General features: G+C 38.0%; 26 protein-coding genes. 21 read left to right on the top strand and 5 right to left on the bottom strand.

What is annotated here, in order from left to right:
* Positions 1–212: 212 nt before the first annotated feature.
* Together HOO54_RS12140 and HOO54_RS12135 are read right to left on the bottom strand one after the other, a co-directional pair.
* Positions 213–668, bottom strand: a complete 456-nt coding sequence (locus HOO54_RS12140) for a hypothetical protein (protein WP_172295571.1) — start codon at positions 666–668, stop codon at positions 213–215.
* 575 nt (positions 669–1,243) lie between these two features.
* The gene (locus tag HOO54_RS12135; protein WP_172295569.1) at positions 1,244–1,750 is read right to left on the bottom strand and encodes a ferritin; all 507 of its coding nucleotides are present in this window, start codon (positions 1,748–1,750) and stop codon (positions 1,244–1,246) included.
* 133 nt (positions 1,751–1,883) lie between these two features.
* On the opposite strand from HOO54_RS12135, the gene HOO54_RS12130 reads away from it, so the two are divergent.
* The 10 genes from HOO54_RS12130 to HOO54_RS25375 all read left to right on the top strand — a co-directional run bounded on the left by HOO54_RS12130 (position 1,884) and on the right by HOO54_RS25375 (position 11,378).
* Positions 1,884–2,258 (top strand): GntR family transcriptional regulator, encoded by a 375-nt coding sequence (locus tag HOO54_RS12130; protein ID WP_172295567.1) that lies wholly within the window; start codon positions 1,884–1,886, stop codon positions 2,256–2,258.
* A gap of 2 nt (positions 2,259–2,260) precedes the next feature.
* Positions 2,261–3,133, top strand: coding sequence for an ABC transporter ATP-binding protein (locus tag HOO54_RS12125; RefSeq protein WP_172295565.1), 873 nt, complete (start codon positions 2,261–2,263; stop codon positions 3,131–3,133).
* Positions 3,117–3,755, top strand: a complete 639-nt coding sequence (locus HOO54_RS12120; RefSeq protein WP_172295563.1) for an ABC-2 transporter permease — start codon at positions 3,117–3,119, stop codon at positions 3,753–3,755. Before HOO54_RS12125 ends, HOO54_RS12120 begins: the two co-directional genes overlap by 17 nt.
* A gap of 237 nt (positions 3,756–3,992) precedes the next feature.
* Entirely contained in the window at positions 3,993–5,924 is a 1,932-nt protein-coding gene (manR, locus tag HOO54_RS12115; protein ID WP_216664766.1) for a mannose transport/utilization transcriptional regulator ManR, read from the top strand.
* Between the two features lie 153 nt (positions 5,925–6,077).
* Positions 6,078–8,006: a PTS fructose transporter subunit IIABC gene (locus HOO54_RS12110; RefSeq protein WP_172295559.1), complete on the top strand. Its 1,929-nt coding sequence runs from the start codon at positions 6,078–6,080 to the stop codon at positions 8,004–8,006.
* A gap of 16 nt (positions 8,007–8,022) precedes the next feature.
* Positions 8,023–8,967, top strand: a complete 945-nt coding sequence (manA, locus tag HOO54_RS12105) for a mannose-6-phosphate isomerase, class I (protein ID WP_172295557.1) — start codon at positions 8,023–8,025, stop codon at positions 8,965–8,967.
* Between the two features lie 205 nt (positions 8,968–9,172).
* Positions 9,173–10,015, top strand: a complete 843-nt coding sequence (locus HOO54_RS12100) for an MBL fold metallo-hydrolase (protein WP_172295555.1) — start codon at positions 9,173–9,175, stop codon at positions 10,013–10,015.
* Between the two features lie 150 nt (positions 10,016–10,165).
* Positions 10,166–10,699 (top strand): thiol-disulfide oxidoreductase ResA, encoded by a 534-nt coding sequence (resA, locus tag HOO54_RS12095; RefSeq protein ID WP_172295553.1) that lies wholly within the window; start codon positions 10,166–10,168, stop codon positions 10,697–10,699.
* Between the two features lie 15 nt (positions 10,700–10,714).
* Positions 10,715–10,909: a hypothetical protein gene (locus HOO54_RS12090; RefSeq protein WP_172295551.1), complete on the top strand. Its 195-nt coding sequence runs from the start codon at positions 10,715–10,717 to the stop codon at positions 10,907–10,909.
* Between the two features lie 85 nt (positions 10,910–10,994).
* Complete coding sequence (locus HOO54_RS25375; protein WP_483861931.1) at positions 10,995–11,378, top strand: four-helix bundle copper-binding protein; 384 nt, start codon at positions 10,995–10,997, stop codon at positions 11,376–11,378.
* Positions 11,379–11,525: 147 nt separating this feature from the next.
* Here HOO54_RS25375 and HOO54_RS12085 read toward each other — a convergent pair whose 3' ends face one another.
* Positions 11,526–12,215, bottom strand: a complete 690-nt coding sequence (locus HOO54_RS12085) for a DUF1963 domain-containing protein (protein WP_172295549.1) — start codon at positions 12,213–12,215, stop codon at positions 11,526–11,528.
* Between the two features lie 98 nt (positions 12,216–12,313).
* The gene (locus tag HOO54_RS12080; RefSeq protein ID WP_172295547.1) at positions 12,314–13,123 is read right to left on the bottom strand and encodes a DUF2262 domain-containing protein; all 810 of its coding nucleotides are present in this window, start codon (positions 13,121–13,123) and stop codon (positions 12,314–12,316) included.
* 1,344 nt (positions 13,124–14,467) lie between these two features.
* Here HOO54_RS12080 and HOO54_RS25175 point away from each other — a divergent pair.
* The 11 genes from HOO54_RS25175 (at position 14,468) to HOO54_RS12035 (ending at position 24,253) form a co-directional block, all read left to right on the top strand.
* A complete protein-coding gene (locus tag HOO54_RS25175; RefSeq protein WP_375335806.1) occupies positions 14,468–14,566 on the top strand; it encodes a hypothetical protein in 99 nt (32 codons plus the stop codon).
* Positions 14,567–14,589: 23 nt separating this feature from the next.
* The gene (locus HOO54_RS12075) at positions 14,590–15,096 is read left to right on the top strand and encodes a methyltransferase domain-containing protein (RefSeq protein WP_253907665.1); all 507 of its coding nucleotides are present in this window, start codon (positions 14,590–14,592) and stop codon (positions 15,094–15,096) included.
* Positions 15,097–15,893: 797 nt separating this feature from the next.
* Positions 15,894–17,606, top strand: a complete 1,713-nt coding sequence (locus HOO54_RS12070) for an acyl-CoA dehydrogenase family protein (protein WP_172295545.1) — start codon at positions 15,894–15,896, stop codon at positions 17,604–17,606.
* Positions 17,607–17,621: 15 nt separating this feature from the next.
* Positions 17,622–18,509, top strand: a complete 888-nt coding sequence (locus HOO54_RS12065) for an NAD(P)-dependent oxidoreductase (RefSeq protein ID WP_172295543.1) — start codon at positions 17,622–17,624, stop codon at positions 18,507–18,509.
* A 17-nt stretch (positions 18,510–18,526) separates the two neighbouring features.
* A complete protein-coding gene (locus tag HOO54_RS12060; protein ID WP_172295541.1) occupies positions 18,527–19,981 on the top strand; it encodes a CoA-acylating methylmalonate-semialdehyde dehydrogenase in 1,455 nt (484 codons plus the stop codon).
* An 82-nt stretch (positions 19,982–20,063) separates the two neighbouring features.
* Positions 20,064–20,849 (top strand): enoyl-CoA hydratase-related protein, encoded by a 786-nt coding sequence (locus HOO54_RS12055; protein ID WP_172295539.1) that lies wholly within the window; start codon positions 20,064–20,066, stop codon positions 20,847–20,849.
* Between the two features lie 15 nt (positions 20,850–20,864).
* On the top strand, positions 20,865–21,926 hold the full coding sequence (locus HOO54_RS12050; RefSeq protein WP_172295537.1) for an enoyl-CoA hydratase/isomerase family protein: 1,062 nt from the start codon (positions 20,865–20,867) through the stop codon (positions 21,924–21,926).
* Positions 21,927–21,975: 49 nt separating this feature from the next.
* Entirely contained in the window at positions 21,976–22,608 is a 633-nt protein-coding gene (locus HOO54_RS12045; protein ID WP_172295535.1) for a Vat family streptogramin A O-acetyltransferase, read from the top strand.
* Between the two features lie 355 nt (positions 22,609–22,963).
* Positions 22,964–23,098, top strand: coding sequence for a hypothetical protein (locus tag HOO54_RS24745; protein ID WP_301539283.1), 135 nt, complete (start codon positions 22,964–22,966; stop codon positions 23,096–23,098).
* Positions 23,099–23,119: 21 nt separating this feature from the next.
* Positions 23,120–23,338: a hypothetical protein gene (locus tag HOO54_RS12040; protein WP_172295533.1), complete on the top strand. Its 219-nt coding sequence runs from the start codon at positions 23,120–23,122 to the stop codon at positions 23,336–23,338.
* Positions 23,339–23,677: 339 nt separating this feature from the next.
* Complete coding sequence (locus HOO54_RS12035) at positions 23,678–24,253, top strand: YdhK family protein (RefSeq protein ID WP_172295531.1); 576 nt, start codon at positions 23,678–23,680, stop codon at positions 24,251–24,253.
* 296 nt (positions 24,254–24,549) lie between these two features.
* On the opposite strand, the gene HOO54_RS12030 is transcribed toward HOO54_RS12035, so the two are convergent.
* The gene (locus tag HOO54_RS12030; protein WP_172295529.1) at positions 24,550–25,479 is read right to left on the bottom strand and encodes an ornithine carbamoyltransferase; all 930 of its coding nucleotides are present in this window, start codon (positions 25,477–25,479) and stop codon (positions 24,550–24,552) included.
* Positions 25,480–25,559 lie beyond the last annotated feature (80 nt).

The following is a 25,559-nucleotide window of genomic DNA, read 5'->3' as shown; positions in this document are numbered from 1 at the left end:
TACCCTTAGGATGGGAACATATAAATTTGCTGGGTGAGTATCGCTTTGATTCGAAAACAGTTGTACCAGGAAGTTCCCTAAGACCGTTAAAACTTCCTTAACGTTGTTAAGAGTAGGCTAGTTCTCAGGAAAATGCGCTTAACGTTGTAAATCCGCATTTTCCTGACGCTACCCCCTATAGGCGCATTGGTTCTACTTGCTAATACTTGCTTTTAACTACTCACCACTTTAACAAATGCTCCTTTATTGACTTTTTTAATCGCATTTTGATTTAATTTTTTTACAATTGGCGATACTTCGGAAGCTTTTTCTAATTGAATACCATCAAGGCATACGAGCGGGTCAATTATTCTGGGTTTTTTAGTTACATGGATGTCATAAGCTTCTTCATCTTCTTTTACCTTTACATTTGGATGAAGTTTGGCTAGTAGATTTGTTATTTGTTGATTGTTACTTCTAAATAATTTTTTTAGAACTGCTTTGTCATCTAATAAAAAATCGTTTAGAGAAATCACATTTTCATCAATAGCGATTTTTAAGGTGTTTGCTAACGTATTGTACCCGTAAACATTTAATGGATGAAGAAAAAAGTCTATAACCTCCTTATAATATAGATCTGTGAACCACTCTGCCATAGGCAATAGATTTAATGCAGATACAATCCTCAACTATCCCTAATGATGTTAAGAATACATTAATCTCTTCTTTTTTTATATCAGAGTAATGATACATGTCCCTTAATGTATAGTCAATTCTATCAGCACAAAGAAGCGGTAAAGGTTTCTCTAAAATACTCCAGTTATTGATATTCATCACTTTTCAATATTAAGATATTTAGTATATCTGGTATTTCAGAATTATAAATGACATTCTTATAAATGGTTTCATGGAAATCCTCTTCCTTATGATCAACAACAAAGTCAATAACATGTGAAAAAGCGGTGTGAGATACATCGTGTAATAGTCCCGCAATCTGTTCTTCAATTGTTCCACCCAGTTTTTTAATCAAAATCATTATCGAGACGTTGTAACCGACTGGACGAATACGAGGAAAATCCTCCAATAATCGAAAGGAATGTCTAAAAAGTCCTTTTTCAACATAAATCAGGGGGGAATTGCGAGACTCCTGCGGAAACAGCGAGCCAGGCGAGACCCAAGAGGAGCAAGGAACGAGCTCAGAGGAGGCTCGCGGAGAGCGAGCAAAATCCCCTTTCAGGACAGCCCCTTTATGATATGCGAATGATTATCCTCCTTGTCCTCTAGGCTCCCGCTGACCAAGTTCTTGATCAAGTAAGAGAACAGCAGATGCGTTATTGCCAGCAAGCTGAAATCTTTCCAGAATAGTAATAGTCTGTGCTTCTTCTTCCGTTTGTTCTTTCAAGAACTCCAAAAAGATCACGATACTTTGTTGATCTCCTTCCTGTTGGGCAATCGTATATGCTTGTCGATAATTTTCTGTTACATATTGTTCATGTGCTAACACTTTTTGAAAAGCCTCAACCGCATTTCCAAAATTGATCGGTTGCTCAGGGATATTTTTGATTTGCACAACCCCATTACGGTCGGTTAAATAGTCGATTAATTTTAATGCATGACCGCGCTCTTCATCATGCTGGACTCTAAACCAATGCCCGATACCAGTCAAGTTTAAACGATTGAAGTAATTTGACATGGCTAAATATAAGTATGCAGACTGGTATTCAATTTGAATTAACTTATTGATCAGCTGTTGCATTCGATCACTTATCATCATTATCCCCCCAAAAATTTCAACGGTGTTTAACCCATCTCATTATATGAAAAGCATAGTGAAAGTTGACAAACGTGTTATTACTGTTTATATTGTATATATACAGTAATAACGAATAGAGGGATGTTATGCTTTGAAGATTTTCATTTCAAATTCATCTGATGAACCTATTTATGCACAGGTCGTTAGCCAAATTAAAGAACAGATTGTGAAGGGAGAACTATTAGAATCAACGGCACTTCCATCAATCAGAAACTTGGCTAAAGAACTAAAAATCAGTGTCATTACAACGAAAAGAGCCTATGATGAGCTGGAGAAAGACGGCTTCATTGTTACAGTTGCCGGGAAAGGTTCATATGTAGCTGCCATTAATCAAGAGATGTTAAGAGAAACGAAAGTGAGATCGATCGAAGAAAAAATGACAGCAGCCATTACTGAGGCAAAACTTATCGGCTTATCATTTGAAGAACTTCAGAAGATGCTCAAACTGATATATGAGGGGTGGTAAAAGTGAATAACATACTAGAAATCAAAAATCTATCAAAACAATATCAGGATTTTTCATTACAAAATATCAATATTTCCCTTGAAAAAGGCTATATTATGGGTTTTATCGGACCCAATGGGGCGGGAAAAAGCACAACAATTAAACTGATCATGAATTTAATTAAGAAAGATCAAGGTGAAATCAATATTTTTGGGTTGGATCATCAACAACATCAGCTCGATATTAAACAACGAATCGGTTTTGTTTATGATGAAAATCATTTTTATGAAGAACTAACCGTAAACGAAATGAAGGGAATCATCAGTCCGTTTTACACAAACTGGGATGAAGCTGTTTTTCAACAATATGCAAAAGATTTTCAGCTTCCATTGGCAAAACAAATCAAACAGTTATCAAAAGGCATGAAAATGAAGTTTTCATTAGCGATTGCACTTTCCCATCATGCTGATCTCCTGATCATGGACGAACCGACATCTGGATTGGACCCGCTAGTCAGATCTGAACTATTGGATGTATTGCAAGCATTATTAGAAGATGAGAACAAATCGGTTTTCTTTTCAACCCACATTACATCTGATTTAGAAAAAGTCGCCGATTTTATTACACTCATTCATCATGGTGAAATCATTCTTAGTCAAACAAAAGACGAGCTTTTGGAGGAATACTGCATTGTTAAAGGAAGCAAAGACATCTTGAGTCATCAAGACATGTTGATCGGCTTGAAAACAAACAATTTCGGTTTTGAAGCATTATCAAAAAACAAAAAGGAAATTGTGCAACTTTTTGGGGATACAGTGATGGTTGAAAAGCCAACATTAGAAGATATTTTAGTATTTTCGACAAGCAGGAGTGATCGTCGTGTATTATCTTATTAAGAAGGATATTTTAATGCAAAAAAAAGCAGTAAAAATATCTATTTTAATCATGATTTTCTTTACTTTTTTTCTGTCTAAAATCGGCTCGGCAGGACTTACGATCGGCGTCTTGGCAATTTCTTATCAATTGGCATTAGGGGCAAGTTCATTGGAAGAAAAAAACAACAGTGACAAAATCCTAATCAGCTTACCTATTAAGAAAAGCACGATTGTTTTAGCGAAATATTTATCAGTATACGTTTATGCCTTGTATGCGACAATTGGTTACAGTCTTATTTTTTTGGTTGTCAATCAGCTTAATGTTCTACCTGAACTGTCTATTTCTTTTCAAGTACTCGAAGGGGTTGTCATCATTGTCACGTTGTTTGCTTCATTATCGTTTCCATTCATTTTCAAATATGGATTTATAAAATCGAGGATTCCGAATTTTATCATTTTCTTTACTTTTCTATTTGGAGGAACAAAACTATACGAATATTTAAGTGAAAAAGGACAGTTGGTGTCAATATTCAACCAATTATCATCTGCAGGAATATCAACATTCATGATTGGAGTAGTGCTGCTCATTTTTGTCTGTTCTTATTTTTTATCTCTAAACTTTTATAAGAAACGCGAATTTTGATCTCATATTTAAAAATATATAGTAAATAATATCTATTATAGAGCCGCTTTGCTAATCAAAGTGGCTTTATTTTGCTTTTAAAAAACTGTTTTTCCGGAAGTTTCGGTAAAAATCTATTTTTTTCGTTGTTTTATTTCACTGTATAATATAGTGTAAACGATTTCTTATATCATATACTTATACTATAATAAGTATTAGTGAAACGGACAGGGAGGATAGAAGAAACAGGTGAAATTCATGAATGAAAGACAAAAAGACATTTTGTATCTGTTGTTATCTGAACCTGATGATTATTTATTAGTACAGGATTTTGCAGACAAGGTGAAGTGTTCTGAAAAAACGATTCGTAATGATTTAAAAGTAATTGAAGACTATATAACAGAACATTCTGATGCCGAACTGATTCGAAAACCAGGACTAGGTGTTTATTTAAACATTGAAGAACATGAAAAGATGTTTTTTCTACAACAATTATATTCAGAACATCACCAAATAACAGACGAAACCGATGAGAAAAGAGTTTTGCAAATCGCCTATCATTTATTAATGAATGATAAGCCTGTTACGGCAAAAGAAATTGCTGAAAAACATTACTTGAATAAAGCAGCCATCAAAAAAGACTTGACTCAAATTGAAGAATGGCTGAAACAGTATCAGTTAACATTAGTATCAAAGCAAAGACTAGGCTTAATGATTACTGGAAGTGAGAAGAATAAACGCAAAGCGTTGGCACGGATCGCTGATTTAATTGACAATCGGGAATTTGCCAGTCAATTTATTAAAAAGAAATTTTTGTCTCATGAAATTGAATTTGTTAAAAATGAACTCCAATCATTACAGAAACGGCATTCTTTATATTTCACTGACGAAACCTTTGAAAATTTATTATTGCACACTTTATTGATGATTCGACGAATGAAAATGAAACAACCGATCTCTATTTCTGAAAAAGAAATGACACTTGTACGAGAAAAAAAGGAATTTCAATGGACAACAGCTTATTTAAAAAGACTTGAACAAGTTTTCTCTGTCCTTTTTCCTAAAGAAGAAATCGTCTACTTAACATTGCATATTTTGGGTGGGAAAGTTCGTTATCCACTATGGCAAGGTGAGGAAAACCCTCTGCTTGTTGAGGTACTGAATCATTTAATTGATCGTGTTTCAAAACTGAAGATGTTGGATTTTAGTGATGATCAAATGTTGCGGAATGGATTAACCATTCATTTAAATACAACATTAAATCGACTTCATTATGATCTTTCTGTATCTAATCCGATGCTTCAAGACATTAAAAAGATGTATCCTTATCTATTTAATATCGTAATTGATGTTTTGGCAGACATTAATCAATCATTTGCGCTGACAATTCCTGAAGAAGAAGCAGCGTACCTCACTTTGCATTTTCAAGCAGCGATCGAACGTTTAAATCAAAACAGCGAAACACAAAAGAAAGTCATTATCGTTTGTCATATGGGAATTGGCATGTCACAACTATTACGGACAAAGATTGAACGAAAATTCCCGCAAATGCATGTGATTGATTGTATTGCAAAAGCTGATCTAGCAGAATATTTGGGAAAGCATAAGGATGTTGAGTCCGTCATTTCAACCGTCTCTCTTGAAAAATTAAAAATTCCTCATATTGTTGTATCACCACTTTTAGAAGCAGGGGAAGAGAAGAAATTAAAAGAGTTCATCAATCACCTTGATGAAGCACCTGAAAGAAAACAGAAAAAATTTACGATGATCAATAATACAACACCGTTTTTAGTTTTTTTACAGGAAGAACCGCAACATCGCTACAAATTAATTGAAAAATTAGCGCTGTCTTTGTATGAGAAAGGCTATGTAGAAAAAGACTATGCTGCACATGCCGTACAAAGAGAAAAAATGTCAGCAACCACAATCGGTAGCGGAATTGCTATCCCCCATGCAAATGCGAAATTTATTAAGCAATCTGCGATTGCAATTGCGACACTAAAAGAACCGCTTGATTGGGGAACGGAGAAAGTCTCACTCGTTTTTATGCTCGCTGTTAAGCATGAGGATCAACAAATGACAAGACAATTATTTCATGAACTATCTTTTATTAGCGAACAACCAGCATTTATTCAAAAGCTAACGAAAGAAACAGATGTGATAAAATTCTTATCTTATTTGGAATACTAAAAGTGAGGTGGATGCCTTGCTTTTTTTGTTTTCTTCAGAAAAAAAGCAATTTTACCGGAAACTACGGTAAAAAACAAAACTTTTATAATGATTGTTTTGATATATAGTAAATATGGGCCCAGAAAAAACCTAAATCCTAAGGAGGATTGAAACATGAAACTGTTAGCGATTACATCATGTCCAAATGGAATTGCCCATACGTATATGGCAGCAGAAAACCTTCAAAAAGCAGCTGACAAATTGGGCGTACAAATGAAAATAGAAACCCAAGGCGGGATAGGGGTAGAAAATGAACTGACCGAACAAGATATTCGCGAAGCAGACGCCATCATCATTGCGGCAGACCGAACGGTAAGCAAAGATCGATTTGCAGGTAAAAAGGTACTTTCTGTCGGCGTTCAGGAAGGTATCCGCAAACCGGAAGAATTAATTAACAAAGCTATAAAAGGAAATATTCCTGTTTATCAGTCAAATTCAAAAACAGAAAACACCAACCAACAGGAGAAAAAACAAAATCCGATTTATCGGCACTTAATGAATGGTGTTTCGTTTATGGTTCCATTCATTGTAGTTGGTGGATTATTAATTGCCATCGCTCTAACGATTGGGGGAGAAAAAACACCAAAAGGTATCGTTATTCCGGATGCCTCTTTCTGGAAAACGATTGAACAAATCGGTGCTGCTTCATTCTCATTCATGATCCCGATTTTGGCTGGTTATATTGCATATAGTATTGCAGATAAACCAGGTCTTGTTCCCGGTATGATCGGCGGTTACATTGCAGCAACCGGAAGTTTTTATGGAAGTGAAAGCGGCGCTGGTTTCCTCGGTGGTATTATCGCTGGGTTTTTAGCAGGTTATGCAGCATTGGCAATTAAGAAATTAAAAGTTCCAAAAGCCATTCAGCCGATTATGCCGATTATTATTATTCCGGTATTCGCTTCACTAATCGTCGGCTTAGCATTTGTATTCTTTATCGGTGCACCAGTTTCTCAATTATTTGAATCATTAACAGCTTGGTTATCAGGCATGAAAGGATCAAGTTCTATTCTTCTCGCATTAATTTTAGGTGCTATGATTTCATTTGATATGGGCGGTCCTGTTAACAAAGTAGCATTTTTGTTCGGCTCAGCAATGATTGGTGAAGGAAACTATGAAATCATGGGTCCAATTGCTGCAGCTATTTGTATTCCACCTATTGGTATGGGACTTGCTACATTCATAGGTAAAAGAAAATTCCAAGCGACAGAACAAGAAATGGGTAAAGCATCATTTACAATGGGGTTATTCGGTATCACTGAAGGCGCTATCCCATTTGCAGCGCAAGATCCACTTCGTGTCATCCCAAGTATTATGGTTGGTTCAATGACAGGTTCGGTTATCGCTATGATCGGTCATGTTGGAGACAGAGTGGCACACGGTGGTCCGATTGTTGCGGTATTAGGAGCGGTTGATAATGTCTTGATGTTCTTTGTTGCTGTCATTGTCGGATCAATTGTAGCTGCTTTATTAGTCAATGCGTTGAAAAAAAACATCAATGAAGAAGTGAAACCAAATCAAGGTTCAAGAGATGTTCCACAACAATCCGTTCAAACAGCTAGCAAACCGTCAGAAACAACAGATATTCAGAAGTTGACAGATATCACAAGCACAGAGCTGATCGAACCTAAATTATTAGGGGAAACTCGCGACGATATTATTGATGAAATGATTCAAAAGTTAGCACATGCAGGTGCATTACATTCAGAAAGTGAATTTAAACAAGCTATTTTAAAACGTGAAGCAGAGAGTACGACAGCAATCGGCATGAACATTGCAATTCCACATGGAAAATCAGACGCTGTCAAAAAACCAAGTGTTGTATTTGGTATCAAGCCATCTGGCGTTGATTGGAAAAGCCTTGATGGATCAAAAGCAAAATTAATCTTTATGATTGCTGTTCCAAAAGAAAGTGAAGGGAATGCACATTTAAAACTTCTGCAAATGCTGTCTCGAAAATTAATGGATGATCATTATAGAGAACGTTTATTAGCTGTTAAAACAAAAGAAGAGGCATACAAACTTCTGGATGAAATTGTATAAAGTGAGGTAAATTGAATTGATTGAACCACTATTTTTTGAACCTGTATTCAAGGAAAGAATCTGGGGCGGTAAATCTTTAACCTCTTTCGGTTATCACATTCCATCTGAACAGACTGGTGAGTGCTGGGCTTTTGCAGCACATCAAAATGGACAAAGCATTGTTCAAAACGGAACGTATAAAGGACTTTCTCTTGGCGAACTATGGGAAAAACATCCGGAATTATTCGGAAATGTGGAGGGAGATCGTTTCCCTCTCCTTACGAAAATTTTAGATGCGAATCAAGATTTGTCTGTTCAAGTTCACCCGGATGACGATTATGCACATGAACATGAAAACGGTGAACTCGGTAAGACAGAATGCTGGTATGTGATTGACTGCCAAGAAAATGCAGAAATTATTTACGGACATCATGCTAAAACAAAAGAAGAACTTATTTCTATGATAGAAAGTAAACAATGGGATCAACTTTTCCGTCGGGTAAAAGTGAAACCAGGAGATTTCTTCTATGTTCCAAGCGGGACTGTTCACGCGATCGGTGAAGGTATTTTAATTTTAGAAACACAGCAAAATTCTGATACAACTTACAGATTATATGATTATGACAGAACAGATGCACAAGGAAATCTACGAGAACTTCATCTAGAAAAAAGCATTGATGTGATAGACGTTCCTTTTACAGCAATGCAACCCACTATTCAATATGAAAAAATAGATGATTTGCATGTTACCTTATTCATTGAATCTCCTTTTTTCTCTGTGAAAAAGTGGGATTTAACAGGAACTGTTAGCTTGAAACAAGAAAAACCGTTTCTTTTGATCAGTGTCATGAATGGGGAAGGGCACATTATTACAAATGGAAATGAATATGCCCTCAAAAAAGGTGATCATCTCTTACTGCCTGATCAATTTGGTGATTTCCAAGTGTCTGGACGTATTGAATGTATCGTCTCAAACTTATAATTTACTTCTGCCTTCATCCAAAGGGGCTGTCCATAGGTCGATTTTTGACGATTGGACGCCTTTTTTTTACGTTAAACAACATATAAAATTCAAGGAAGTCGCAAGTTATCGTTGGAGACTTCCAAAATCTTCTCAAATAAATGAATGATTCTTCATTCATTATGTGTTAAAATCTAACAAATGGATTTGTGAAAGGAGTCACTGAATGAATCTGACAAAGAATTTCAAACAGCAAACAATGAACGCTGTTCGAATAGGAAAGTCCACAGTAGCATCTCAAGGAATAAAATTAAATGTTTATTGTTTTATGGTGGATGGCGTTTTAGTTGATACTGGCCCAAAATCAGTGGAAAAGGAACTAAAACCATTCTTTAAAGAACAAGATATCGATCAAGTTGTCATTACACATTTTCATGAAGATCATACAGGCTGTGCAGCATTTTTACAAAAAGAACTGAAGCTGCCTATTTATATGAATCATAAGATGTTAGATTATTGTAAACAGGAGCCAGATTATCAAATGTATCGGGAATTTTTTTGGGGGAAGCGCAGTCCTTTTCATGCAAAGCCAATTGGAAACACTTTTTTATCCCGTCATGCCATTTGGGATGTCATTGAAACACCTGGTCATACTAGCGATCATTTGGCATTTTTAAATCGGAAAAGCGGTCAGCTTTTTACTGGGGATTTGTACTGCCAGGAGAAGCCAAAAGTTACTTTACGTGAAGAGAACATCCCAACCGTTATTGAATCCTTAAAAAAAGTGTTAACTTATGATTTTGAAGAAATCTTTTGCTGTCATGCTGGCTATTTAAAGGATGGACGTTCAGCTTTACAGAGAAAGCTAGATTATTTGTTAGACCTCCAAGGAGAAATTATCAGGCTCTACGAAAGTGGGCTGTCGCCAAGGCAGATCAATACGGTTCTATTTCAAAAAGAATATCCCGTTACCTCTTTTTCTTCTGGGGAACTGGATTCTTTACACATCATAAACTCGATTATTCAAGAATATATAAAAAGTTCTGATATGAACTCATCCAAAACCTAGCTCAAGAGCTAATTTTTAATAAAAGTCGGGTCTCATTTGTGAAATACTAAACAAGTTATGAACCACAAGATCATTGGTTTCATTTGATTGACTCCTTTTCTAAATTTTGTTTAAAATGGTGATGAAAGATCAAACAGGGGGAGCAAATAAATGAACAACCAAAAACACTCGCGGTTTCGGATCTTGATCATTTTCGTTTTAGCCTTAGCTGTAGGGTTTGCAATTTATCAAAACTTCGCAAACAAAAAAACAGAAGCAGCAGGGCAACTGAACGAACAAGCTCCAAATTTTAAATGGACAACATTAGCTGGTGAAAAAATAAATTTAAAAGATCTCCATGGAAAGGCTGTGCTTGTGAACTTTTGGGCCTCTTGGTGCGGTCCATGTAAAAAAGAAATGCCCGTGATCGAGCAGGCTTACCAACAATATAAAAATGATCGTTTTGAAGTTGTTGCTGTTAATATTCAAGAACCAGATGCAACTGTGAAAAACTTTTTAAATGATCATCAGCTCACATTTCCGGTCGTATTAGATAAGACCGGTGACATCTATAATTCATGGGGCGTCAACAACCTCCCTGTTTCTTACTTTATCAGCCCTGACGGAACGATTAAACGCAAATTTGAAGGTGAAATGTCTAAAGAGCAATTAGATCAATGGATAAAAGAACTTCTTAAACTTTAGAAAGGAGGACTTCATATGTTCAATTCCATTATTGCCATTTTCTTTGGAGTTATATTGTTCTTTAGTTCGTTTTATTTAGTCAATTATATTGGTCAAAAACTAATTGCCGTGAAAAAATCTGTCAATCATAAAGTAATTGTTTCCGTTTCGTTAGTAGAAGCTCTTGTCGCTTTAGGCTTCACTTATTATGGGCCGTTATTTTTATCATAGAGGTTTCTCAGCAGCATTTGAATAATGCTGTTTTTTGTTAAACATAGGTAAATGTCCATCCATATGATGATATAGAAAATGGTTAATGGAGGGCGTTTTCATGCATCTTAATAAATCGCATTATATGAATCAAAGTCACATGTCATATCATAGAATTGTTAAGACGATCCAAAATTGTGAAGCAATTTGCGAACATACTGGGAATTTGATTTTACAAATAGACGGTTCAAGCCATAGGAAAGAGCAATTAAGGTTACTTCGGGATTGTGCTGATATATGTACATTAACAGCAAAGTATATTGCACGTTCTAGCTATTTTTCAAAATTGATCGCTTCATTATGTGCGCAAATTTGTGAGATTTGTGGAAACCACTGTTTACAACACCCTGATGAACGATCGCAAAGATGTGGTCAAACTTGCTTACATTGTGCACAAGAATGTCGAAATTTTGCAACGTCAGAATATTAGAAACATAACGAAAGGCATGTGTCCGAAAATGTACCGGCACATGCCTTTTCGTTTTTGATAAGTGAGCTAAATTTCTTGAGTTAACAAAAAGGGGTAGAAGGGAGATAGTTGAAAATACAAACAATGAAGCGGGGAAGGGACCAATATCTAAAAACAATCCCATTTCATGTACCATTCCCCATCTACAAGCGATCTAAAAAAATATAGATTTCCATTGTCTCCGACCATAAAGCGCGGCTTCTCTTCTGATGCAATCTGCATTACGAATTGAAAATCCTCCGATAAGTCTGGAGATTGGATGTAGGAAGCATAGCCGCCGATTTTCGTAAACGAGTAGCGCGAAAATTCATCGAAAAATCGGTCAGACATCTCATCATCCTCATTCACTTCCGTTAAGTCTGCATATGTCCAAGCTTCTTCCCAACACGGATAATCAATCGTATTGGACAAATTCCATTTCATCTGAAATTCTCTTAATAGTCTCGCTTCTTCAGGGGTGTCAACTAGCTGCAATCCGTCTATAGACTGGTATTCGATTAATTTCCACCCGTCACCATTTTTAGCAAGATTGAGCGGCAATGTCTTGCGGTTCAGAAAGACTTGAATCATCCCAGATTCACCCACACTTTCGATACCTCCGGGAATTTCCGGCAAATATGCTTGCAATAGCGGAATCATGTACCCATCCTGATCACTTGGCCAACCCTTTTTCGTGTTTATGTAGAAGTGTCCACCAAACCAACTATGTCTACCAACTTCCGGACGGAATCCTCCAATTTGTGCGATTACAGGTGTCTTTCCTATTTCTTTCAATGTCTTAAAGGCTTCAATCTCCATCAATCATGACCTCCGATTCACACGACTTCCGCAAATATTTTCTCTATTTGAGGAAAGCGGAAAGGGGTGTTGTCGCCGTACAAAATGCACCGTCCCGCTTATCCTGCAATCTCTGCTGACTCAAATATACCGTTTCGATGACCGCTAACGATGATCGAGTGTCCCCAAAACATATCACCGTCATCAAAGAATACTTCAAAGTCTCCATCAGAATACACACTGATACTGTTAAATTCCATGAGTTCGATGAACAGTTCCTTAGTGATCGCGTCAAACTCTGCCTCATCGTTATCTTGCAGCCAGTCATTGGCCAATTCAACCAGTTCTTCCGCTGCGTAAGCTCGTATTTTAGCATTCCATTGAACTGGATCTTGGAATAGAGTATGTGCGGTTGCTAGCGACGCCTTCATCTCCTGTTCGTTTTCATTCCAGTCAAAGTAGAGAATTCCTTCTTGTCCAGCCCAAGTTATTTCCTTCTCAAACAGTTTGACCGACTTGTCCAACTTAAAGGTACCCAATTTTTCATCCCTGTAATTAATCGGTTTCAGCGCATTCTGCAAAATGTTTTGCAATTCATCATCCTGATAGGCTTTATCTGCCACTTTTACCAACATCATCGCTTGGTTTCCTTTGCGAACATACAGTCTGACAATGGTATTCGAGAAAATATCTCTCGTTTTTTGCCATTCGTCATCATTGACAAGCCATTCCAACCTCAACTCTTCCTGAATAGCAGGTCTGTTGCTATCCATCTCTTTCCAAGCAATTACTGGAATGGAGGCATTCCACATCACATCACCGCCTGCTCTTCCAGCTCCAATCCCTGATGGACCAGTGACTGCGGCAACCTCAATCACTTCATTTGCAAATCGTTTTTCAAACTGTTCAATTTGACTCGATCTCCCCATGATGTCTACCTCCATATTTTACTTAGCAATCTATTTAGATCAGGTATTTTTAGTGTATATTTTTTGAGCAAAATTACGTCTTGAAGCAACAATTTAATTTTAGCAAATATAACATCGAAAAAGAATTCATTCCCTTATGATAATGGCAAAGTCATTGGTCAAGTTGTTCCAGGAAAGATGGTAGACATGATCAAGAGACGCTTAAAGATCTTTTGTCAAAGGACAATAAAAACAAATAGCAATTGGTGAAATCGAAAAAATGAAGTGGGACTTATTTTAAATATTTTTCTGAAGGTTTACGAGTTTAGCATGAATCGATTTGGTTAGGAAATTGTTTTTTATAGGAATAAAAAAAGTACTTGTATAAATAATATGTTCAAAAAACCTATTTTAAAAATATCATTCTGTCACTAATCAACTTAAAAGTACTCTCGTTTGTTTTTACCGGTTTGTTTTGGATTTGGCGTATAATTTTTCTGTTCCGTGTGTTGAACATAATCTGTTTTATTTAACGTTATGATATTTTCTACTGTGTCACTACTTCTTTCGGATATCAAGGGAGTCCAATTTTCACCACCTTGTCCAAGAGATGATGAGAGTATAAGAGTTAGTACTGGTTTTAACGTTTGATTAATATGTCTCAAGATGTGATCAAACTTGCTTACATTGTGACAAGAAAAATTCTGTATAAAGCTTAAAACTAAAAAATCACGGTTCTCCTTTTAAAAGAGAATCGTGATTTTAAATTTTCTAGCAACTGTTACTTGATTTCAATCGCCGATGCCATGTTGTCCCAATTCATTGCCAGATTAGCAGTTTTACCATACCAATCGGAATGTCTAAACAAGACACCTTTACCATTCCCTTGCTTAGAACCTAGATGGTTTTGAGCGAATTTAGATAGTGGAAAAAATAATTTTTCCCTGTTGTTATTTTAGTTACGCAAACAGAGGTGAAAATTTAAATAAAACTCTCCAGATCCGGAGGGTTCTTTCCTTTATCCAGTGTTTCATAGGGATAATAAGAAAACATCCTTCATATTTTTTTATAATGGACAAAAAAATCAAGCCTACATATACTTAAGACAACGAATCCTAAACTTCCCAATTATTCATAATATTGTTGTGAGAAGGTGGTTAGTCTTTTTATACGAACCATCATAAATCATAATCAAGAAAGGTGTTGTAAACAGTGAAAGCAGACTTCGGAAAAGTGGCAAAAGAGTATGCTCTATATAGAAATGATTTACCGGAGGAATTAATGAAGAGTTAAACGATAAGAGGAATTGACTTTCTGAGAAAATCCATTGTGGACTTGGGATCGGGCACTGGCGTCCTGACTAGGATGCTATTTGATCAAGGAGCGAAAGTGGTCGGTGTTGAGCCTTCTATGGAATTAATACAAGAAGCCCAATTAATCTTGATACAAAAATTGAATATTTAAACAAGTACTCCGAAGATACAGGATTGCCAAACCTTTCATTTGATTTTGTAACGGCTTTAAGATCATGGCATTGGTTTGATCGCGAAGCTTCTTTAAAAGAGATTAGGAGAATCTTAAAACCTGGTGGATTTTTAATTGTAATGGATTCAGGATTTGTCAGTTTTGACCAAGTGGTGAAAGATACAATGAAAATGTTAAAAAAGTTTATACCCGCCGAACAGCTCAAGCCTGCTGGTTCAAAAGCCGATTCAAAACAATCGATAAACAGTTTTCCAATAGAATGGTTCAAAGAATGGGAAAAATACGGTTTCGATATGACAGACACATATAACTTTGATTATAAAGTTTCGTTTACAACTGAAGAGTGGTGTGAGAGAATAGGGACTTTGTCTTGGTTATTACATTTGGGTGAGAAGGAACGAAATGTAATCATAAAAAAGATCCATTCCCATCTGATTGACAAATACAAAGACGGTAAACATAGCATCACCCACAAATTTTATTTAGTTTTATTGAAAAGTTCTTCGTAACCATCAAGTGAAATATCCAATAATTCCCGTTCTATAAAAAATTGAAAGATACTGTAAAATGAAGTGCAAATCGTGTTATTTATGAATAGATTCATAATCAAAATAAAATTATTATACACTTTCCCAATACAAGTTTTTTGTTGAAGAGGATGGGGTATGATTAGATTTCTGATCGGTTTTTTCTCTCAATCTAGAACAGAATTAAAGGGGGAAAGAGGCAGGTAGACATTGATATAGCATTTCAAAAAAAGTATTCCCACATAAAGATTACATAATGAATAAGAATTCCATAGCTTTTCACGCTAACATGGGGTTTGACATCAAGCAATGTTTATGTGAGGGATTCTCTTGATATTTTTGCAGACTTCAACTTGTGTGTAGATGTATGCCCTGAATTGAATCTAATAAGCGAAAGTCTCATTTTGTCAACAGTCGATGAAGCCGGTACAACGGCGCATAAAGCTTTTCTAACTGATTTTGTGAAAAAGTTATAGAATAGATACGATCAGAGTTAGGAAAGGGAGAAGAATATAGTCAAGCATTTCGGAGTAAAATAAACTCACCTGCGAAAATATTTGTCAATTTTTCAAATATTTGATATGCTTGGTTTGGCAACTAAACACTTGCATATGCATGCACGTTCCATAAAAATGAAGAAGCCCCGTTGCCGTCGCTGCTGAATAAAACAATTCAAGAAAGATACCGACCGTTAGAAAAGAAGTCAATGATTCATATCAAAAAAATAATGTAAGCGTTTCCAACATCATTTATTTATGCGTAAAACGAGGAGGTAAGTGATGGGTAAAGCAGAACTTCGATGGAATTGCCCCTTTATTTCTAAATCAGCTGCAGTATTTACTCCAGAAGACTTCAACGAGGAAGAGCAGCTCATTTCAAAAACGACGGAATTATTTGTTGGTAACGAAGTAATCCCTCTACTTGAATCAATTGATCAGCATCAAAATCACAAAAACGTAAAAAAGTTATTTCAGAAAGCGGGAGAGCTTGGCTTGCTTGGTATCGAAGTTCCGGAAGAATACGGCGGCCTATCTCTCAACAAGAAGCTTTCAGGGCTCGTAGCCGAGAAGATGGGAGCGGGCGGATCATTCAGCGTCTCCTTTAATATTCATGCAGGTGTCGGGACATTGCCATTCGTTTATTACGGAACAGAAGAACAAAAACGAAAATACCTTCCGAAACTCGCATCTGGAGAATGGATCGGAGCATATGCCCTGACAGAGCCTAATGCAGGATCGGATGCTTTAAACGCCAAAACAACCGCCGTCCTGAACAAGCAAGGAACAGCTTGGATCTTAAATGGTGAAAAACAATGGATTACAAACGCACAAGTGGCTGATGTTTATGTTGTCTTTGCAAAAACGGATGAAGGCATGACCGCATTTATCGTAGAGCGGTCGTATAAAGGTGTTTCGATTGGACCTGAAGAGAAAAAGATGGGGATCAAAGGATCTTCAACGGCAACCTTGATCTTGGAAGATGTCTGCATACCGACAGAGAATGTTCTGGGAAAAGTCGGAAAAGGGCATCGCGTGGCGTTGAACATTTTAAACATCGCACGATTAAAACTGGCCTTTTCAAACATCGGAACATCGAAACAAGCATTGAACCTTTCCATAAACTACGCAATACATCGTAAACAATTTAATAGACCAATCATTAGCTTTTCCATGATTCAGGAAAAACTTGCGGATATGGCGGTATCTATTTATGGAGCGGAAAGCGCTGCCTACAGAGCGGCAGACAGCTTGGATAATGTGTTTCATTCTGCTGAGTCATTAGACGAAAGATTGAGAGAACTAGCAAACTTTGCATTAGAATGCGCGATCAATAAGGTAAACTGCTCCGAAATACTCGGCCGGATCGTAGACGAGGCTGTACAGATTCACGGCGGCTACGGATACATGCAGGAGTACGAAGTGGAACGATTGTACCGGGATGTGCGGATCAGCCGAATATTTGAAGGTACAAACGAAATAAACCGGTTGACAATTGCCAAGCTTTTGATGAAAAAAGCGCAGCAAAGCGTCACAGCAAAGTTTGAAACTCAATTAAACAAGCCAAAAAAACGCAACTGGCAATATATTTACCTATCCAATTGTCTCCTCAACAAATCTTTGAACACACTAACATACTCCAACATTAACCTTCAGCAGGAACAGGAATACTCGCGGCTCCTTGCCGACATGAAGAAAGAAATTGATATGATGGAATCTGCTGTCATTCGTACGGAAAAAGCATTGCAAAAGAACGGAAAAGAAAAAGACGAACGGTTGAAAGAGATGATGACCAACGTCATTTGTGAAGAAGGCTTCCGAAAAATTAAGGATATGGCAGTTTCCGTCTTATCAGGAATCAAATCAGATGAAACCGAAAGAAAACTCGCATTGGAAGAGATTCATAGCCTTCCTGTCCCCCTCTACAGCAACCTGTTTACTCAAAAACGTGAAATCGCACAAACAATAGCCGCTTGTGAAAAATATACGGTGTGAACGGAGTGAAGTCTTGTGAAAAAAGTCGGCTTTATCGGATTAGGTAACATGGGTCTTCCTATGTCGAAAAATTTGCTTCTGGCTAACTTTACAGTATATGGTATGGACCTCAACAAAGATGCTGAGATGTCCTTCTATCATGCAGGAGGAACGATTGGCATTCCGGTTGAAAAGATGGTTGAATTGAGTGACGTCATGGTTACAACCCTCCCTTCATCAAACGCAGTGGAGGAGGTTTTTCTAGGGGAAAAAGGGCTCGTCAATCTGGCTGAACCCGGTACCCTACTGATCGATACGAGTACGGTCGCTCCTGAACTGAATATTCGCATTGAAGAGGCGGCGAGGAGTAAGGGCGTTGACTTTCTGGCGGCCCCCGTCAGCGGCGGCGTAATAGGTGCGGTGAACCGGACGCTCACTTTTATGGTAGGTGGTTCAAAGTCCGCTTTCGATCAGGCAATGTCTGTTTTTCAGGCAATGGGCAAGAATATTTTCCATGTGAATGAGAAGGTTGACAGCGGGACGAATACGAAGTTGATCAACAATCTTTTGATTGGATTTTATACAGCTGGAGTCAGCGAAGCTCTGCACCTCGCCCAAAAAAGCAATTTAGATCTTGATCAATTGTTTAAGATGCTGAATGTCAGCTATGGGCAGAGCCGTATCTATGAGCGCAACTATAAAAGCTTCATAGCAGATAACAACTATGAACCCGGCTTTGCATTGAAGCTGCTACTGAAAGATCTCGGCTTTGCATTGGATTTAGCCAAAAAGAACAACGTGGAACTGCCAGTGAGCAAAATCCTCTTTGACCTTTATGCAGAAACGGAAAAGAACGGATATGGCGAAAAAGATATGTCTGTCTTATATAAAAAAATAAGCGAGCAGACGACTGCTCATATGTAAGGAAAGGTGATGAGGAGATGATAACAACCAATGCTAAAAAAATGAAAAACAATATTAATGGGGAATGGATTGATTCTGCGGGTGCCGAAGTCGAAGAGGTGATCAATCCGGCAAACGGAAACATCATTGCTTATGTGCCTCTGTCTACGAGAGCGGATGTAGACCGCGCCGTACATGCCGCTCAACAAGCTTATCAAACATGGTCATTGGTTCCTGTTCCCAACAGGACAAGACATTTATACAAATACCTGCAGCTTCTTCAACAGCAAAAAGAACAGTTAGCTGACATCATCACGATGGAAAACGGCAAAACAGTAAAGGATGCTCGCGGAGAGGTGCAGAGGGGAATCGAAGTCGTTGAACTCGCGACCGCAACGCCTACGTTAATGATGGGAGAATCCCTGCCCGCGATAGCAGATGGCATCGATGGGTCGATTTGGCGCTATCCTTTAGGAGTCGTTGCCGGTATTACGCCATTTAACTTTCCCATGATGGTTCCCCTATGGATGTTCCCTCTGGCTATCGCTTGCGGAAACACGTTCGTCTTAAAAGCTTCAGAACGGACACCTATTCTTGCAGAGAAGCTTGTTGAGCTGTTCTATGAATCAGGTTTTCCAAAAGGTGTCCTGAACCTCGTGCATGGCGGGAAAGATGTCGTGAACGGTTTATTAGAGAATGAAGATATCAAAGCCATTTCCTTTGTTGGTTCTGAGCCGATAGCAAGGTACGTGTATCAAACAGGTACAGCTAACGGAAAACGCGTTCAAGCACTTGCCGGCGCTAAAAACCATGCGATTGTCTTAACAGATTGCCATCTTGAAAAATCGGTTCAAGGTATCATCCAAGCGGCGTTTGGCAGTAGCGGGGAACGTTGCATGGCCTGCTCCGTGGTGGCAGTTGTTGATGATATAGCTGATGAATTCATGGCATTGCTCGTTTCTGAAACACGGAAACTAAAAACAGGAGACGGCAGATCAGAGGATCACTTCGTCGGACCACTTATCCGTGAAGTCCACAAAAACCGCGTCCTTGATTATATTGAAAGCGGCATAAAAGAAGGAGCCGTTTTATCGGTAGATGGGCGCGATCCGGATGTTGATGAAGGATACTATGTAGGAGCTACGATTTTTGATCACGTAAAGCCAGACATGAAAATATGGCAAGACGAAATCTTCGCTCCAGTCTTAAGTGTTGTACGTGTAAAGAATCTTGACGAGGGAATCGAGCTCACCAATCAATCTAAATTTGCCAATGGTGCTGTGATCTACACGTCAAGCGGCAAAAGCGTTCAGCGATTCCGCGACAAAATTGATGCCGGCATGATCGGTGTGAATGTCAATGTACCGGCTCCAATGGCGTTCTTCTCCTTCGCAGGGAACAAAGCCTCTTTCTACGGTGATCTTGGGACAAATGGAAAAGACGGCGTCCAATTTTACACACGGAAAAAAGTTGTCACCGAACGCTGGTTCTAGCCTTTAAAGTAAGATCCCTCTAATGGCAGGATTAAAAATGTGTAGAGGGGTTTTTTCTATTGAACAACGGGAGGGATAAACCTTGAACTGCAAATATGCAACACTGGAAAAAGAACATTTTATCACGACTGTCACATTGAACAACCCGCCGGTCAATACACTATCTTCTTCCTGTATCGCTGAGCTCAGATCACTTTTTCAGGAACTGGCCACAGATGATGACACAAGGACCATTATCTTAACAGGAGAAGGGCGCTTCTTTGCGGCAGGAGCGGATATAAAAGAATTCGTTTCAAAATTAGGGGATCATGAGCAAGGATTGGTGCTCGCTGAAGAAGGTCAGGCGCTCTGTGATGAAATCGAAGCTTTAAAAAAACCCGTGATTGCCGCGATAAACGGTCCGGCTCTCGGTGGAGGTTTTGAACTGGCACTGAGCTGCCACTACAGAATGGTATCAGATCAAGCGATAGTTGGTCTGCCCGAATTAAAGCTCGGTCTGATTCCAGCGTTCGGTGGTACACAACGGCTTCGCAAGATAACGGGTACAGCCACGGCGCTTGATCTCATCCTTACGAGCCGATCACTTTCAGCTCATGAAGCAGTAGAGTTTAATATTGCCCAGCAGGCTGTGAAGGAGGAGGAACTGTTGAAAACGGCAGCCGCTCTCGCATTGTCATTTGTAGAGGGAAAAAGCATGACCAGTGTCATGCGTGCAGTGGAATGCATCATACAAGGCAGTAACGAGAGCATGGAACAAGGGCTGGAAAGAGAACGAAAAAGATTCGCTGAACTGTTTTTAACTTCTGATGCCAAAGAAGGTATTCATGCATTCATCGAGAAACGTAAACCAGACTTTTATCATTCATAAAAGGAGTTGATCAAGATGTCCGATGACGTTTTGTGTTCCGTCAATCAACACGGCACTGCAACCATTGTTCTGAACCGCCCGAAAGCACTCAACTCGCTTACTTATGACATGGTCCGTGTGATTGGCGAAAAATTATTGGAATGGAAGACAGATGATCACGTTGCTGTGGTGGTTATTAAAGGTGCAGGTTCAAAAGGGCTTTGTGCCGGCGGTGATATTAAAACCCTCTATGAAGCTCATTCGTCCAAACAAGCTTTGCATGATGCAGAGCGATTTTTCGAAAAAGAATACGAGGTTGACATGGCCGTCTATCGATTTCCAAAGCCGATCATCGCCTGTTTAGATGGGATCGTCATGGGCGGAGGGGTAGGCCTTACATATGGGGCCAGCCACCGGATTGTAACAGAAAGGACGAAATGGGCGATGCCAGAAATGAATATTGGCTTCTTTCCAGATGTCGGCGCAGCCTATTTTTTAAATAAAGCTCCCGGTTACGTAGGACGCTACCTGGCATTAACAGCGTCTATCATCCATGGCGCTGATGTGCTGTATATGAACGGTGCAGATGTCTACATGGAAAGCCGCGCTTTAGAGCAATTGATGAAAAAACTGGAACATACAAACTGGAACCATGAAAAAGTGAAGGAAAAGCTTAAACAAATCATCGAGGAATTTCAAACGGTGCCCTCTCAAGAGAGTAAGCTCTCTTCCTATCAAAAAGACATTGATCATCATTTTAGATTTGATCAATTGGAAGAGATCCTTCAGTCGCTCGAAAGCAGAGGGAGTGACTTTAGCGTGAAAGTGAAGAAACTGTTGCTTTCCAAGTCTCCATTTTCATTAAAAATTGCGTTAAAACAACTAGCCGACGGCAAACAAAAAACGCTGGAAGAATGCTTTGCTAAGGATCTGTTGCTTGCGAAGAACTTTTTGAGACACAGAGATTTCTATGAAGGCGTGCGGTCCGTCCTGATCGACCGCGATCAATCACCGAACTACGAATACCGGCACGTTTCAGATGTAAGCGATGACGCGGTAAATCAGTTCTTTCAGCACAGTATAGGAGCAGACCTTTAGACATCTGCTCTTCTAGGAAAATTAAAATTGATCAAAGGTAGGCGATGGTATGCTAGGACCTAACCCAAATGCTATTTATCCAATATCAAATAATAAACGTGTCCAATTTATCAAACCCTCATTGACAAAACCAAATATTGAAGTTGGAGATTTTTCTTATTATGACAGTAAACAGGGAGAAGCCTTTGAAGAACAAGTACTTTATCAGTATGAATTTTTTGGAGACAAATTAATAATTGGAAAGTTTTGCTCAATTGGGCCAGGTACTACATTTATTATGAACGGTGCTAATCATCGAATGGATGGTTCTACCTATCCTTTTAATATTTTTGGAAACGGATGGGAGAGTCATACGCCAATATTAGAAAATCTGCCCATCAAAGGGGATACAGAGGTTGGGAATGACGTTTGGATTGGCAGAAATGTAACAATCATGCCTGGAGTAAAAATAGGTGATGGTGCAATAGTTGCAGCAGAATCTGTTGTCACCAAAAACATTGAGCCTTACACTGTTGTGGGTGGAAATCCTTTAAGACTAATAAAGAAGAGATTTTCTGATGAAGTCATTAAAAACTGGCTCCAAATTCAGTGGTGGAATCTAGATATAAACTTGATAAATGAAAATCTTGAAGACATTGTAAATGGTGATGTGGTCAATTTAAAAAGAAACTTAAATAAATAATATTTCGACTTAAAAATCCCTATCTTGATGGGTTTTTTAATTTTTTCATCCTGCTTCACTAAACTCATTCCAACGCAACATTATGGTGCAGGTAAATCTATGCCAAATAAAGGTACAGTTGGAGTTGCAGTTTTAACCAAAAATCACTCAACTTATTGATTATTTCATGTCTTGTTGATGCTATTTTCTTTTGTAAATACATGTAGGATGTCAGTGAAATAAGTGTGTTGACTCTTACCCTAAAGGATACTTTTCATGAAGTTGCAAAGCTTGCTTATACAACAGTAAAGACATTGCATCATTATCACAAAGGGGGTTGATGTTGATTTAGATATGGAAACCATGTTTAAAGGCTTTGAAACTGAAAACGATTGGCAAGAAGCCTTACTTAAAAGACCAAAACGAATATTTGAAAAAAGAATATGATTTTGACTTGTTAAATCAAACAATTGATGTAGAATCAATGAACGATTCTGCCATAGAAGTATAGTCATTTAATGAAGATATGATTATGTTTTTACAAGAAGGAACATCACCAAATGATTCAAAAGTTCTGGATCGTGTAAAAGTTCATCCATCAACACCGCAACACTTTCTAAATCAGACAGAGTTTTTCATCGCTTACGAGTTTCATAGAAATATGTTTGAGCAACAGCAAGTGGGTTACATTTATTTTCTAAACAAAGTAGCAGCTAGTTATTTAATTGCACATAGCTCAATTAAAGATTAGTATTTACGAATTTCAACATAAATCAGGGGGAATTGCGAGACTCCTGCGGAAACAGCGAGCCAGGCGAGACCCCGCAGGAGCAAGGAACGAGCTCCGAGGAGGCTCGCGGATCGCCCGCGGAAAGCGAGCAAAATCCCCAATTTTTATTCATCCACATGACTTTCAGGACAACCCCAACAACTTTAGTTGAAGTCAAATCAAAGGGGTATTTTATATAGGAAAATGCGCAAAATATTTTATAAATACAGCAAGACTAGAGATCTTTTATAAAATTGATGATCATCTCCACAATCCCTGCACACTTTCGTAATACAAACGCCTAAGGAGGATTATATTTAAATGAAAAAACGCAAGAAAAGTCTAGTGATTGTATCATTATTCGCATCTCTTTCCTTAATACTAGGAGCTTGTACAAATAATGATAATGCTAATGAAAAAAAACAAAACAACAATGAAGAAATGCAAGGTATGGATCATAGTGAAATGGACATGAGTGGAGAAGTTCCTAAAGGTATGAAAGAAGCAACAAATCCAACCTATAAAGTAGGAAGCAAAGCAATTATCAATGCAAATCATATGAAAGGAATGAATGGGGCCAAAGCTACAATCGTAGGGGTTTATGATACCACTGTGTATGCTGTTTCGTATACACCAACAACTGGTGGTAGTAGAGTCGAAAACCATAAATGGGTAGTTCAAGAGGACATAAAGGATGCTGGTGATAAATCTTTCAAACCGGGATCAGAAGTGACCTTAGAGGCCAATCATATGGAAGGTATGAAAGGAGCAACCGCTAAGATTGATACTGCAGAAAAAACAACGGTATATATGGTTGACTATAAGCCGACAACTGGAGGAAAAGAAGTAAAAAATCATAAGTGGGTAACAGAAAGTGAACTTTCATCTGCTGAGTAAGGTTAGGACATATCAAAGGATTTTCAATAGATCAGCAGATCAGCTTACAAGTGGAAGCATTGATATTTTATTATTTACATCAAAACAGATGGAGACGATTATTTAATCAAACCCTTAACTTCTTATTTGTCTTTTCATTTTAGTTTACATAATATATATTCTAGGAAGTTAAAGAACTTAAAGAAAGTCCTTTAAAATTTTAGAATTTAAATCTCAAAATATAAAGTATACTTTATATTGAGACAAAATATAATAAAAAATGCAGGAATTGATCCTGCATTTAATAAACTTAAAAACTACACGTTAAGGCACCAGTCCAGTGCCGCCATTGCACCATAATATTTACTTTCCGCTTGTTTAAATACAATGCTTTTTGGTCCGTCAATCACTTCGGGCTGCACTTCCTCGCCTCGATGTGCTGGTAAATCGTGCATAAAAATTGCGTTTGGATATTTATTCATTAAGTCCTCTGTCACACTATAAGGTTTGAAGACCTCTTTCCACAAAGGATCTGCTTTGGATGAACCGGTTGTTTCCCAGCGTGTTGTATAGACTACATCTACTTCTGACGGTAAATCTTCAAAGTTAGAAAACTCATAAACTTTTGCTCCACTATTCTTTGTGTACTGTTCACTAAGCGATATAAAACGATTGTCAACTGAATATCCTGGAGGACAAAATAAGAACAGTTCAACACCTTTAAACCTGGACAAAGCTAGAGTTAAAGCAGATGCTGTGTTGTTACCTTCACCAATATAAAGAATACGCAGGTTGGAGAGTGAATTAAATTGTTGTTTTAGCGTTGTGAGATCTGCCAAAGCTTGTGTTGGGTGCTCATCAGCACTCATTGCATTTACAACAGCCATTTGTTGTTGAGATGCATAAGTGCGCATTTCGGCAGGACTTCCTGAAGTTCTAGCCACAAAACAATCTAACATACTTGAAAGTACTTTGACTGTGTCTTCTGTTGCTTCACCCGTATTTTCTTGAAGGTCGTCTGGACCATAAGTGATGATTTTCCCTCCCATTCTAAGCGCTGCAGCAGAAAAACCTGTTCTCGTTCGAGTTGATGTTTTTCGAAAATAAATTCCAATCACTTTATCAGCTAAACGATTTTGATACGAACTGTTGTCTGAGGCAAATTCAACTCCACGATCCATAATTTGCATGATGTCATCATCTGATAAATCCTGCAACGTAATTAAATGGCGACAACTATTCTTCATCAGTTTCACTCCTAACCCGTTTCTTTTTTGCACGCTGTTTATATCATCTATTGACAATAAACATATTTTTACTATAAAAC

It is taken from the genome of Bacillus sp. WMMC1349 (assembly GCF_013155385.1).
Taxonomy (GTDB): domain Bacteria; phylum Bacillota; class Bacilli; order Bacillales; family Bacillaceae; genus Bacillus.
This window is presented reverse-complemented; position numbering and strand designations above follow the sequence as displayed.